A 12668-nucleotide genomic window follows, 5' to 3' on the forward strand; every position below is an offset into this window, starting at 1 on the left:
TGCTGGTGCTCTGCGCGCCGGTCGCCGAGGATGTCATCTTCGAGCGTCTCCGCTCAGCCCAAGTGTCCGGTGGGGTCGGCGGCCGGGTCCATTTTGTCGCGAGCGAACGCGCGGCCGACGCGGACGACGGCACACCGTTGCTCGTCGTCGGCGAGAACGCCGGTGTGCTCATGCCCAGCGGATGCCGCATGGGCATCTGTTACCGCTGCGTGGCCCGGCTGCGTTCCCGTCGACTCCGCGACTTCAGCGCCCCCGGCACGTTGACGCTGAGGTAGAGCGTGGTCCCGGCGCACAGGTTGCCGCTGCCCAGGCCGAGGAGCTGTTGTCGTGCTCGGGCGGGCACGAGGCGGTCCAGCTCGGCAAGCAGATCGGCCTCCCGGCGGCGTTCGGCCAGCTCGACCGCCCGGGCACGGGCCACGTGGGCCATCCAGCCGGCGAGGAGCGCTGCGACGAGGAACCACGTCCTGTCCTGCGCGTCTGCCGAGGCGACCTTCTCTCACGCTTACCGGCCGGCTGCATGACGGCTGGCTGCGTGAGAGCGCGAGGCCAGGTTTGCCGCCAAGCCGAGCGGGCAGTCACGGCCGGCAGCATGCCGCCGGCCTCATGCTGGCTTCCGGCGAATGCGACTACTCAACGGATGACGCGAACCCTGCCGCGACAACGGTGGGTCGGCATGTCTCGCGAGACAGCAGTGCCCCGGGCCGTGCTGCGAGATGTGAGAAGAGGAGCGGGAATGGCAGGGGATCAGCGTCCCGATGCGGCGGGGCGCTGCGGACGCGAGGCGCCGCAAGGGCGGTCCCGCTGGTGCGTGCCTGGTGCTACGCCACCGGGTCCGTTCCGTCGCGGGTTCTGGCGCAGTCCGATTCGTGGTCCTTGGCTCACCTCGGTGTTCGGCCTCGTGCTGTTGGTCGGTGTCGCGCTGATGTTCGTGACTGGTCTGTTGTCCTACGCCGCGTACAACCCGGATCTGGGCAACGACACCACCCCTGACAAGGGGTTGCTGGGGTTGTACCTGTTCGACTGGCCGACGCATCCGGCGTGGCTGTATCGGCTCACTCAGGGGGTCCACGTCACCCTCGGCGTGGTGCTCATTCCGGTGCTGCTGGCCAAGCTGTGGTCGGTCATCCCGAAGCTGTTCGACTGGCCACCCGTGCGCAGTCCCGCGCAGGCCCTGGAGCGGCTGTCGCTGCTGCTGCTGGTGGGTGGGGCGATTTTCGAATTCGTGACCGGGCTGCTCAACATCCAGCTGTTCTACGTCTTTCCCGGCTCCTTCTACAGCCTGCACTTCTACGGCGCGTGGGTGTTCATCGCCGCGTTCGTCGTCCACGTGGTCCTGAGACTCGGCCGGATGACCAGCGCCCTGCGCTCCCGCGGACTCCGCGACGAACTGCGTACCGACCTGGCGCATACCCGGCCGGAGCCTCCGGACCCCGACGGCCTGGTGCCGGCCGAACCGGCCGCACCGACGGTGACGCGGCGGGGCGCGGTGGCGCTGGTCGGCGCCGGGTCTCTGGTGTTGCTCGCGGTCACGGCCGGACAGAGCCTCGGCGGCTGGGCGCGGTCCACGGCGTTACTGGCCCCCCGCAACCGCAACCCCGGCAGCGGCCCCAACGGCTTCCAGATCAACAAGACGGCGGCGGCCGTCGGCGTCGCCGCCGCTGACGTCGGCGCGGCGTGGCGGCTGGTCGTGCGGGGCGGCGACCGCGAACTGAGCCTGACCCGGGACCAGGTGCTGGAGTTGCCGCAGCACACCGCCGCGCTGCCGATCGCCTGTGTCGAAGGATGGTCCACCGAGGATCAGCACTGGAGCGGGGTTCGGCTTGCCGACCTGGCCGCCCTCGCGGGGCTGCCGGATGCCGCGAATGTGTTGGTGGAGTCCGTGCAGAAGACCGGGTCCTTCCGGTCCGTGGTCCTGCGCGACAACCAGATCCGCGACCCGCGGTCGCTGCTCGCTCTCCGGGTGAACGGCGCCGAGCTTTCGCTCGACCACGGCTACCCCGCCCGGGTCATCGTCCCGGCCAACCCCGGTGTGAACAACACCAAGTGGGTGGCCGGACTGACCTTCCGGACCTGACCGTGGCGCATTTCATCCGTTGGTACGGCGCGAATCCGCTGCACCTGCTCGCCCTGCTCTGCGCCTTCGCACTGGCCGGCTACGCAGCCGTGCGACTGTTCAGCGTCCAACCCGTTGGCGTGGCCGTGTGGCTCGTCGGTGCAGCAATCGCACACGACCTCATCCTGTTCCCGCTGTACGCCCTCGCTGACCGGTCGGCCCAACTGGTGACGCGCCATCGCGCCGCCGACCTACCGACGGTGCCGTGGGTCACCTACGTGCGCGTCCCGACGTTCCTGTCCGGCCTGCTCCTGCTGGTCTGGTTCCCGTTGATCCTCGGGATCGTACCCGCATTCCAGGTCACCACCGGGTTACCACCGGGCGGCTACCTCGGCCGCTGGTTGGCGATCACCGGACTGCTGTACGGCGCGTCAGCGCTCGCCTTCGCCCTGTCGCTGCGCCGTGCCCGCCGGGCCACCGGCTCGGCAAGCGGCGCGGCGCCGACTGCCACTACAGACCGCGGCCAGGCGGGCCGCAATGACGAGTGACCGCGGTCGCAGCCGGATGCCGGTCGTGCCCTGCCTTCGCTGAGGACGGGTCTCGGCCCGCACGCCCTACGATTGGGTCAGCGGCCCATCGCCTGCACCGCGCTCTGGCGAGGCATCAGGATCGCAGCGGCGCGACGGCGAAGTCGCGCATGCCGTCGTTGAGTCCGATCCGGGCGACGTAACCCAGTTCGCGCCGGGCGCGCAGCGTGGACCCGACGACGTGGCGCACGTCGCCGGCCCGGTATTCGCCGGTGAGGACGGGTGCGGGGCCGTGCATCGCGTCGGCCAAGGTCGTCGCCATTGCGCCGACGGTCGTCGGTGTGCCGGAGGCGATGTTGTACGGGCGGAAGCCCTCGCCGGATCCCGTCGCCGCGACGGCGAGGAGGTTGGCCTGGGCGACGTCGGCGACGTGGACGAAATCCCGCCGCTGCTGGCCGTCCTCGAATACCCTGGGCGGGCGGCCCGCTTCGAGGGCCGAGCGGAAGATCGCGGCGACACCGCTGTACGGGGTGTCGCGCGGCATGCCGGGGCCGTACACGTTGTGGTAACGCAGGGCCACGACGCTCCCGCCGCAGGCGGCGGCCCAGGCCGATGCGAGGTGCTCCTGTGCGACCTTGGTCGCCGCGTAGACGCTGCGCGGGTGCAGCGGTGCGTCCTCATCGACCTCGCCGGGGTCCATGACGGCGGCGCAGTGCGGGCAGCACGCCTCGAACTGCCCGGCGGCGAGTGCGGCGGCTGCACGGGCGGCCGGGCGGGTGGAGCCGTGCCGCGGGCAGGTGTAGGCGCCCTCCCCGTAGACGACCATCGAGCTGGCCAGTACGAGCCGGGCGATGCCGCCGCGGGCCATGCCGGCCAGCAGGACGGCGGTGCCGAGGTCGTTGCAGCCGACGTACTCGGGCAGGTCGGCGAGGTCGACACCCATGCCGACCATCGCGGCCTGGTGCACGACGACGTCGACACCGGCGAGCACGGCAGCGACAGCGGCGGCGTCGCGTAGGTCGGCGCGGACGACGGACGCGTCGCCATCGTCCATGGAGGGCCGGCGGTGCGCCGCCGGGTGCAGCAGGTCGAGCACCACCGTGTCATGCCCGGTGTCGCGGAGCTTGTCGACGACGTGCCGGCCGATGAATCCGGCGCCGCCGGTGATCAGGATCCGCATGCCTTGACGGTAGGTGCCGGTCGGGGTAGACACCGGGTGATTTCGTGGCTGGTACCGGCTCAATCGTCGGGTCATTCTTCGCTTGTACGACCTTGCGCCGCACCCGTGGGTAGCGTCGGAAACGTGCCTGATGTCGTGTTGCCGTGCCTCAACGAGGCCGCAGCGCTGCCCTGGGTCCTGTCCCGGCTGCCCGACGGCTACCACCCGATCGTGGCCGACAACGGATCGACCGACGGCTCGCCGTCGATCGCCGAGGCGCACGGCGCGACGGTCGTCCACGCGGCGCCGCAAGGCTTCGGCGCAGCCGCGCACGCCGGACTGACCGCCGCGACGCGCGACGTCGTCTGCTTCATGGACGCCGACGGTTCGTTCGACCCGGCGCAGCTGCCCCGGGTGGCGGAGCCCGTCGCGGCCGGGGCGCAGGACCTGCTGCTCGGCCGGCGCCGCCCGACGACCCGGCGCGCGTGGCCGGTGCACGGCCGGCTCGGCAACGCCGTCGTGGCCTGGCGGCTCCGGCAGGCCGCCGGCATCAGGGTCCACGACCTGGGCCCGATGCGTGCCGCCCGGCGGGAGGCACTGCTGGCGCTCGACCTGACCGACCGGCGGTTCGGATACCCGCTGGAGATGGTGGTCCGGGCAGCCGCGGCCGGCTGGCGAATCGGCGAGGTCGACGTCGACTACGCGCCGCGGACCGCGGGTGGGCGGTCGAAGGTGACCGGCACGGTGCGCGGCACCGCCCGGGCGGTCCGCGACATGCGCAGAGTGCTTGCCGGATGACCGCGTACCCGCTGCAGCTGCTGCTGTTCGCCAAGGCGCCGGTGCCCGGCCGTGTCAAGACCCGGCTCTGTCCACCGTGGACACCCGAGCAGGCGGCGACGATCGCGGCCGCCGCGATCGCCGACACCGTCGACGTCCTGTCCGCGGCACCGGCGACGGCCCGGACTCTGGTGGCCGACGGCCCGCTACCGGCGCCGCCCGGCTGGCGCCGCCGCGACCAGCGCGGCAACGGTCTCGGTGAGCGGTTGGCGGCCGCCTACGCGGACACGGCGCTGCCTGGCGTGGCTGCCCTCCTCGTCGGCATGGACACGCCGCAGGTGCACCGCGGCCACCTCGTCGCCGCCGCGCACGCCCTGGCGGACGCGGATGCGGTGCTCGGCCCGGCGCAGGACGGCGGCTGGTGGGCGCTCGGCCTGCGCGACCCCGCGGCGGCCCACGTCCTCGCAGGCGTCCCGATGTCGACCCGGGAGACCGGCGCGCGCACGCGCGCAGCGCTCGTAGGGCTGGGCCTCCGGGTGGCGGCCCTCCCCGTGCTGCGGGACGTCGACACCGCGGCTGACGCGGCCGAGGTCGCCGCCGCATGCCCGAGCGGCCGGTTCGCCCGGGCGGTGACCACGATGGTGCCGGCCGGCACGCGGGCCGACCAGACGGAGGCCGACCGATGGTTCGTTCGCCTGACGCTCTGACCACGGTGTCGCGCCGGTTCACGCCGCACCGGCAGCCTGCGTTCCTCGCTCCCTGCACAGTGTTCGCCGCCGTGCTCATGTTCCACGACGTCGTGGGCGTGCCGCTCCTCGATGCCGGCCCGGCCGCGTTCGGGGCATCTCGCACCGACCATGCCGATCCCGGCCGGGGCGGACTGTGACCCGGCGGCTCGCGGCGTCGGCCTGTCTCGCTGCCATGTCGGCCCTGCTGTTGCTGCCGGGCCGATGGTATTTGCTGATGTGGTTGCCGTTCGCGGTCGGCGCCCGCCTGGTGCTCGGCCTGCACCGCCGGACCGCGCTCGCGCTGGTCCTGCTCGGTGGTGCCGCGCTGCCACTCATCGCCGCGCTGCACCCGCCGAACAGCAGTGACGACATGTATCGCTACGTCTGGGACGGCCGTGTCCAGCTCACCGGCACCGACCCGTACCAGTATCCGCCCTCCGCCCCGCAGCTTGCGCACCTCCGCGACGCCTTCCTCTGGCCGGCCGCCTCAAACTGGTGCGTTCCCGGCGGCTGCACGCTGATCAACCGTCCCGAGGTGCTGACGATCTACCCGCCCGTCGCCGAGGCCGTCTTCGCCGGCGTGGCAGCCGTGACACCCGCCGGCAGCCGGGAACGGCCGATGCAGCTGACGATGACCGTGTTCGCGTTCGGGCTCGGCGCCTTCCTCTGGTACGCGCTGCGCCGGCTCGGCCGCGACCCCCGACGTGCGGTGTTGTGGGCCTGGTGCCCGCTGGTCGCGTTGGAGGCCGGCAACAACGCCCACGTGGACGTGGTCGCGGCCGCCTTCAGCGCGGTCGCGGTGCTGGTGCTGGCCCGGGCCCGGACCGGGGCAGCGGCGGCGCTCGGCGGTGCCGCCCTCGGGCTGGCGGTCGCCACCAAGCTGACCCCCGCGCTGCTCGCGCCGGCGTTGGCCCGGCGCCGGCCCCTCGCCGTCGGGCTTGCCGCGGCCGGGGCGGTCGGCGCCGTCTACCTGCCGCACGTGCTGGCCGTCGGCCCCGGCGGCGTCCTCGGCTACCTGCCGGGATACCTTCACGAGGAGGGGTACGCCAGCGGTTCTCGCTTCGCCCTGCTCGACCTGGTGCTGCCGGGCCCGCTCGTGCGCCCGGTCGCGGTCGTGGTCCTGGCCACCGTGGCGGTGCTCGTGCTACGGACCGTCGATGTGGACGAGCCGTGGCGGGCCGCCGCCGCTATGGTCGGCACCGCGCTGCTGGTTACCGCGCCGGCCTACCCGTGGTACGCGATGCTGCTGGTCATGCTCGTCGCGTACGGCGCGTCTACGGCCTGGCTCGCCCTCGCCGTCGCGGCCTACCTGGCGCAGTTCGCCCCGCAGTTCGGCCTCGCTACCCGCGACGGCCAGCGGATCGGCTACGCTGTGGCGCTCGTCGCGGTCGTGGTGGGCCTGTTGTTGTGCGGCCGCCCGGTGATGGGATTGCGCCGAGGTTAGGGCGAGGTACCGCGAAGGCCCACCATTGGCGGGCCCTCCGCGGGCATACTGCTGGCGTCATGTGGCGACAGGAACCTGGACTTCAAAGGCGTTGAGGATCGAGGACCTGTCCTTGTGGCCGCGCTCGTAGTCCAGCACCGCGCGGATCTGTTCCTCGCCCGCCTCCCGCAGACGGGCACGGATCTCGCCGGCGTTCATCCGGTCGTACCCCGGCCACGGCTCCGCGCCCTGCAGGCGGCGGATGGTCTCGAGGATCTCCATCCGGTTGCGCGTCGCACGCTCGCGGGCGTCGACAGTGGCCAGTTCCGTCTGGGACATCCGCGGCAGCCATTCGAGGATCTGCTCTTCCATGAGGTTGTCATAGTCCCAGACGACGCTCTGGTCCGCCTGGCGCGTGGCTTCGCGCCGGGCGAGCTGCAACACGCTGGCGGCCTCGTCGCGCAGTCGGTGCGTGCTTTCGCGCAACTGCGGGATTCCGAGCATCTGCACCGCGCCGATGCGCTGGACCTGATACACCGGTTCCCCCTCGGCCTCGCCGAAGATCACCGCCTCGGCAAGCCGGTCCAGCGACGCGAAGCACTCCGACAGCATCGCCTCGCTCTCCGCGCGCAGGTCGACAGCGAGCTTCGCGGTGCGCTCGTCCCGGCAGGTCTGGGCGACCTGCTCCAGCGCCCGATAGTTGGCGTCGGCCACGGCCGCAGCCGCGCACAGATCGCGGGCGTTCTTCAACACCCGCTCCTCACCCCCCGGCCCCCGCATCAGCTGCACCGGCACCGCCGCCAACGCCACGGCCTGCCCGCCCATCACCCGGACCATGTCCATGCCCAGGTGCCGCACGCTGCGGCGGGCTCCCAACTCGTCCAGCCGATCCGACAACCGGTACACCCGCTCGCGCGACTGTCGCCGCTGCGACTCCAGCCGCCGCCGGTACTCCCCCTCCGGGGTCAGGGCGATGTTGACAGCAAGCAGGGTGGTCAAGGCGTACTCCGCCGCACGCGCGTCTTGCAGGTATTGCATGACCTTCTCTCGAACAGTCGCCATGTCGCTCACTTCCTGAAAATCGGCGAATCGGGTGAGGTCCGTTCCGGATCGGTTCCGGATCGGTTCCGGATCGGCACCGCGTCCGGCCGTTCCTGACAACCAGCCGGTTCCCCGTAAACGCCTCGCAAACCCGGCCGACGCCCACATCAGTACGCGACACCACCGTCATCACCCGACGCCTGACACCTGGTGACGGCAAGACCGCGCCCGTCGGCGTATCGCACGGGTCCTGCTGACGCTCTGCACGCGGCACGCCCCGCGCAGCAACCGACGTCGCGTCCGGCCGGGCCCGCTGCACGGCGGCGACACGAGCAGCTTGCTGGTCCTGCTCACCGAGCGGGGTGAGACACCACGCACATCCGGGTCGAGCACGGCGCCGCCACCGGTAGCACCCCTGCGTCGTTGTCAGCGCCCCGGCAATCAGGGCGCCGATCGTCCTGCATCGCGGGTGCAACGCGTGGCGTACTCGCTTCTGCGAGCCAATCGCAGCCAGGGCCTTGGCAAGGTAGGGATTTGACCGTGTTGCGCTACGGCAGCAGGCCGAGGAGCTGCAGTGGTCGGCGGGGTCTCTCGCGTCACGTCGCTGTCGAAGTCACGAGTGCAGGAGTGTGCCGCGCTGTTCGGCGCCAGCCGGCAACGGCGTCGCCCGCCGAAGTGGCACGGTTTCCGGCCACCGCGGACCCACCTCGTGCAGGCCTCGGCGACGTCGGCGAGCGCGACGGCGACCGGGTGCACCGCGAACGTCCCGGCGGTGACGTCGGCGGGCCGCCTCCAGGATCCGACGAAGGCGCGACGAACTACGATTCGTGCAGCCACGCCGACAGTGACGCAATGTACTCCGGCACGAACTCCGGATTCCAGCGTGCGAAATATACCGCCGACGACAAGGCGTGGATCGCATTGCCCAGGCGGATTCGAGACTGCCAGTCGTCCGGGAGCGGGAGCACGGAATCGTACGCGGTCAGGAACGCGTCGCGGCCCTCCGGCCAGGCTCCGAAGATGTGCTCGTCCAGTTTACCGAAATCGAGGAACCGGTCGGCCCAGCGGCCGTGTTCGAAGTCCAGGACGCACGTGATGCGGCCGGATCGCAGCAGCAGGTTCGGGCGCCACAGGTCGCCGTGGACCAATGATGGCGGGGTGTCGGGGGGTACGTCGTCGATGGCGCGGTGCAGGGCCTCCCCCGCGCGGTCGATCAGGGGTGGCGGCAGGACGCCGGGGGCCTTCGACAGCTACTCGCCGACGCGGGCGTGCAGGAATGTGCGGCCGTCCGGGTGGTGGGAGCGGCCCAGCACGTCGCCGAACCAGGGGCCGGTGCAGGCGTGGATGCGGCCGACCACGGTGCCCAGGTCGGCGGCGAACGTCAGGCGGGCCGCGGTGTCCATGGTGTCCCAGGCGCCGTCGGCGGGCGTGCCGTCCTGGTACTCCTGCACGAGCAGCGGGCCGCCCACGTCCGGCGAGTGGGGCAGCAGGGCCCGGAACCGGACCACCGGCACGCCCCCGTCGGCGGCTCGGCGGGTCGCGGCGATGAGGCGGCGCAGGCGGGCCGGGTCGGGGTTGCGGGTCGGGGTCTTGGCCAGCAGCGGGCCCTCGTCGGTGTCGGCGACCCACTGGCGGCTGGTGAACCCGGCGTCCAGCGGCCGGATGTCGCCGATCGCGAGGCCGGGGCAGGCCTCCAGCAGCGCCGCGCGCACCGCCTCGAGTGTGATCGTCACGGCGTCATCCTAGGCGCCACCCCGGTCTTCGCCGGTGCCCGCGCCCGGGGCAGGATTGAGCGCGAGATGTTCCCGGGAAGGAGCCCCAATGCAGGTCGGCGACGTGGTCGAGGACTTCGAACTGCCCGATGAGACCGGCACCCCGCGCAGGCTCAGTACGCTGCTGGAGGGTGGCCCGGTCGTCCTGTTCTTCTACCCGGCCGCGCTCACCGCCGGCTGCACCCGCGAGGCCTGCCACTTCCGCGACATGGCCGGCGAGCTGCGCGAGGCCGGCGGGCAGCCGGTCGGCATCAGCGGCGACGAGGTCGCGAAGCAGGCCGAGTTCGCGAGCCGGCACAGCCTCGGCTACCCGCTGCTGTCCGACCCGGTGGGCACCGTGCGCGAGCAGTTCGGCGTGAAGCGCGGGCTGGGCGGCGGCCTGGTCCCGACGAAACGCGCGACGTTCGTCATCGATACCGACCGCCGGGTGCTCGCCGTCGTCAAGAGCGAGATCCGCATGGACGTCCACGCCGACAAGGCCCTCGAGGCGCTCCAGGCCCGTTCGAGCTGACAACAAGAAGCAACAGCAGCAGAGAGCTACCGCGATGTCCGTCGTGGTGCGGACCGTTACTCCCGTGGCCTCACCCTCCGCCGTCGGCGCGGCGGCGGACGCTACGCGGCCGGTTGCGGCCCGCGGAGGCCGACGCTCCGCAACCGGTTGCGCTCCGCAGCGGCCGACGCTACACGGCCGGTCGCGGCCCGCGGAGGCGGACGCTACGCGGCCGGTTGCGGCCCGCGGAGGCGGGCGCGCAGCTGCGCCTTGGCCACCTTGCCGCCGGAGCCGCGCGGGAGGTCCTCGACGATCTCGAGGCGCTCCGGCCAGTTCTCGCGGGACACGCCGCGGGCGTCGAGGTGGGCGCGCAGTGCGTCGAGGTCCAGGGTCGCGGCCTCGCGCAGCACGACGAACGCGCACACGCGCTCGCCGAAGGTCGGGTCGGGCACCGCGACCGCGGCCACCATCGCCACCGCGGGATGGGTGCCGACCTGGTCCTCGACGGCGGCGGCGGAGATGTTCTTGCCGCCGCGGATGATGAAGTCGGACTTGCGGTCGACCACCCGAAGGTACCCGTCGGCGTCGATGGTGCAGATGTCACCGGTCAGCATCCAGCCGTCCGCGGTGAAGAGCTTCTCGTTGGCCTCGGGGTCGGCGAAGTACCCGAGGCAGGTCGCCGGGCCCGCGCACGCCGCCTGGCCCGGGCCGCCCGCGGCGGTGACGTCGGTGCCGTCCTCGGCGAAGAGCCGGACCCGCATCTCGTCGATGACCTTCCCGGCGGTGCGCAGCCGCTGATCGACGGTGTCGGTGACGGAGGTCCGCGACAGCGCGCCGGTCTCGTTGGAGCCGAAGAACTGCAGCACCCGGGCCCCGGTACGCCGCTCGAACTCGGCCGCCCGCTCGAACGGCACCGCCTCGCCCCCGGTGAACATGCACCGCAGCGACGACAGGTCGACCTCCTCCAGCACCGGCGAGTTGAGCATCATGATGAACTGGGTGCTGACGCAGCAGACCACGGTGACCCGCTCGCGCTCGATGAGCCGCAGGGCCTCGTCGGCGCTGAAGCGGGGCATCACGACCGTCGGGGCGCCCAGCAGCGTCGGGGTGAAGTTGGCCGTCCACTGCGCGAAGCCGTAGGGCGCCAGGATGAGCGTCAGGAACACGTCGTCGGTGCGCAGGTCGCCGCACTCGACCGCGAGCTCGTGGTAGTAGAACCAGCGGTTCTGGTTGTGCACCACGCACTTCGGCATCCCGGTCGTCCCGGACGTCGAGTTGAGCAGGTGGATGTCCCCGAGCCCGAGCTCCCGGCCGTCCAGCGGGCCGGCCGGCTCGACGGGCGCCGACAGGTCGGCGATCACCAGGTGCGTGTCGATGCCGAGCCCTGCCACGATCCCGGCGACCGGCTCGCCGCGGTGCTCCGCGAAGCTCACCAGGGCCGTCGCGCCGCCCACGGTGAGCAGGTGCCGCACCTCCAGCCGCGCCGCGCGCGGCCCGATCGCGACCACGACCACCCCGGCCTTCATCGCGGCCAGGTACACCACGTGCACCTCGACCCCGTCGGGCAGCAGCACGCCGACCCGCGCCCCCGGCTCCAGCCCCGCCGCGACCAGCCGGTGCGCGAAGGCCGTCGACCACGCGTCGAACTCGCGCCAGGTCATGCGGTCGTCGCCGGCGATGAACGCGAGCCCGTCCGGGTCCTCGGCCGCGTGCCGGCGCACCACACCGGGCAGGGTCTCGTCGCCCCAGCGGCCGACGTCGGCCAGCCGGTCCGCGACGTACCGTTCGTGAACGCTGCCGGCGGCCGGAGCCGTTCCGGGTGGGAAGTGCACGAGCCGACCCCTCTCGCATCTACCAAACAAGCGCTTGGTTGTGCCATTCTGTGTCGGTCGGAGAGACCGTGTCAAGGCGGGAGTGCGCGCGTGGACGACATCTGGCTGGCGCCGATCGGCGAACCCCTGGACCTGACGGTGACGGCGGGGCTGCCACCGGTACCGCTGCCGGAGCAATGCCACGTGGAGCAGCTGATCTGGCACGGCGACCCGCTCACCGGCCCGCTGCGGGCGCACGTCGCGGCGCGCAGCACGACCACGGCCACCGTCCGCATCGCGGCCGCCGACCGGATCGTCGCCGACGTGCGCATCCGCCGCGGCCCGGCCCGCACCGCAAGACCGCACGCGCTGCTGCGCACGGACCTGGCCCCGGGCGCGGCGTACACCCGGCTGTTCCCGGTGACGAAGGACGTGACGACGGACCACGTGCCGGGCGCCGAGCCGGTGCTGAGCACCCCGTCGATGATCGCGTTCATGGAGGACACCGCGGCCGACATCCTGCGCGCCCAGTTCGCCCCGGCGACGGCGTCGCTGGGCACCTGGATCGGCGTGCGGCACTCGGGCCCGGCCGGCATCGGCCAGGCCGTGACCGTGACCGCGGTGCTGGCCGAGGTGCGTGGCCGGCGGTACCTCTTCGACGTCGCGGCCACAGTGGACGGCCGCGAGATCGGCGACGGGCAGGTGGCCCAGACGCTGATCAGCCTCGCGGGCTGAACACGGCCGGGAACGGGCCACCGGCGCGCCGCGCGGGTTGGGCGGCCGACCTGCGCTCGCCGATGGTGGCGGCGCGGTGGGCCGGCGTGGACACCCGCGGCCACCGGGCTGACGCGGACGTCGGCCAACAGCGGCGAGGCGGGCGTGCACGT

12 protein-coding genes and 1 pseudogene are annotated in these 12668 nt (G+C 72.5%); 8 read left to right on the top strand and 5 right to left on the bottom strand.

Annotated features, from left to right (window positions below; all coding sequences use genetic code 11):
• Positions 1–62: 62 nt before the first annotated feature.
• Positions 63–275: a 2Fe-2S iron-sulfur cluster-binding protein gene (locus ACQP2P_RS31270; RefSeq protein ID WP_433619335.1), complete on the top strand. Its 213-nt coding sequence runs from the start codon at positions 63–65 to the stop codon at positions 273–275.
• Here ACQP2P_RS31270 and ACQP2P_RS31275 read toward each other — a convergent pair.
• A complete protein-coding gene (locus ACQP2P_RS31275) occupies positions 200–418 on the bottom strand; it encodes a hypothetical protein (RefSeq protein ID WP_433619589.1) in 219 nt (72 codons plus the stop codon). The genes ACQP2P_RS31270 and ACQP2P_RS31275 overlap by 76 nt on opposite strands.
• 468 nt (positions 419–886) lie before the next feature.
• Between ACQP2P_RS31275 and ACQP2P_RS31280 the strand changes: the two genes are divergently transcribed.
• The gene (locus tag ACQP2P_RS31280) at positions 887–2074 is read left to right on the top strand and encodes a molybdopterin-dependent oxidoreductase (protein ID WP_433606888.1); all 1188 of its coding nucleotides are present in this window, start codon (positions 887–889) and stop codon (positions 2072–2074) included.
• Positions 2075–2076: 2 nt separating this feature from the next.
• On the top strand, positions 2077–2601 hold the full coding sequence (locus ACQP2P_RS31285) for a hypothetical protein (RefSeq protein WP_433606890.1): 525 nt from the start codon (positions 2077–2079) through the stop codon (positions 2599–2601).
• A 115-nt stretch (positions 2602–2716) separates the two neighbouring features.
• On the opposite strand, the gene ACQP2P_RS31290 is transcribed toward ACQP2P_RS31285, so the two are convergent.
• Entirely contained in the window at positions 2717–3760 is a 1044-nt protein-coding gene (locus ACQP2P_RS31290; protein WP_433606892.1) for an NAD-dependent epimerase/dehydratase family protein, read from the bottom strand.
• A 123-nt stretch (positions 3761–3883) separates the two neighbouring features.
• Here ACQP2P_RS31290 and ACQP2P_RS31295 point away from each other — a divergent pair, with 123 nt between their 5' ends.
• The 3 genes from ACQP2P_RS31295 (at position 3884) to ACQP2P_RS31305 (ending at position 6688) form a co-directional block, all read left to right on the top strand.
• Positions 3884–4537: a glycosyltransferase family 2 protein gene (locus ACQP2P_RS31295; protein WP_433606894.1), complete on the top strand. Its 654-nt coding sequence runs from the start codon at positions 3884–3886 to the stop codon at positions 4535–4537.
• Positions 4534–5223, top strand: a complete 690-nt coding sequence (locus ACQP2P_RS31300; protein ID WP_433606896.1) for a TIGR04282 family arsenosugar biosynthesis glycosyltransferase — start codon at positions 4534–4536, stop codon at positions 5221–5223. The genes ACQP2P_RS31295 and ACQP2P_RS31300 overlap by 4 nt, the downstream gene beginning before the upstream one ends.
• A 256-nt stretch (positions 5224–5479) precedes the next feature.
• Positions 5480–6688, top strand: a complete 1209-nt coding sequence (locus ACQP2P_RS31305) for a glycosyltransferase 87 family protein (RefSeq protein WP_433606898.1) — start codon at positions 5480–5482, stop codon at positions 6686–6688.
• 57 nt (positions 6689–6745) lie between these two features.
• On the opposite strand, the gene ACQP2P_RS31310 is transcribed toward ACQP2P_RS31305, so the two are convergent.
• Both ACQP2P_RS31310 and ACQP2P_RS31315 read right to left on the bottom strand, forming a co-directional pair.
• Entirely contained in the window at positions 6746–7738 is a 993-nt protein-coding gene (locus tag ACQP2P_RS31310) for a hypothetical protein (RefSeq protein WP_433606900.1), read from the bottom strand.
• Positions 7739–8526: 788 nt separating this feature from the next.
• A pseudogene (locus ACQP2P_RS31315) lies at positions 8527–9441 on the bottom strand (phosphotransferase family protein).
• A gap of 88 nt (positions 9442–9529) precedes the next feature.
• On the opposite strand from ACQP2P_RS31315, the gene ACQP2P_RS31320 reads away from it, so the two are divergent.
• Positions 9530–9991 carry a peroxiredoxin gene (locus tag ACQP2P_RS31320; protein WP_433606902.1) on the top strand — a complete coding sequence of 154 codons (462 nt, stop codon included), beginning with the start codon at positions 9530–9532 and terminating at the stop codon, positions 9989–9991.
• Positions 9992–10194: 203 nt separating this feature from the next.
• On the opposite strand, the gene ACQP2P_RS31325 is transcribed toward ACQP2P_RS31320, so the two are convergent.
• Positions 10195–11802, bottom strand: coding sequence for a class I adenylate-forming enzyme family protein (locus ACQP2P_RS31325; RefSeq protein WP_433606904.1), 1608 nt, complete (start codon positions 11800–11802; stop codon positions 10195–10197).
• A 90-nt stretch (positions 11803–11892) separates the two neighbouring features.
• On the opposite strand from ACQP2P_RS31325, the gene ACQP2P_RS31330 reads away from it, so the two are divergent.
• Positions 11893–12516: a thioesterase family protein gene (locus tag ACQP2P_RS31330; RefSeq protein WP_433606906.1), complete on the top strand. Its 624-nt coding sequence runs from the start codon at positions 11893–11895 to the stop codon at positions 12514–12516.
• Positions 12517–12668: the final 152 nt, after the last annotated feature.

It is taken from the genome of Dactylosporangium sp. CA-139114 (assembly GCF_050955725.1).
GTDB lineage: Bacteria > Actinomycetota > Actinomycetes > Mycobacteriales > Micromonosporaceae > Dactylosporangium.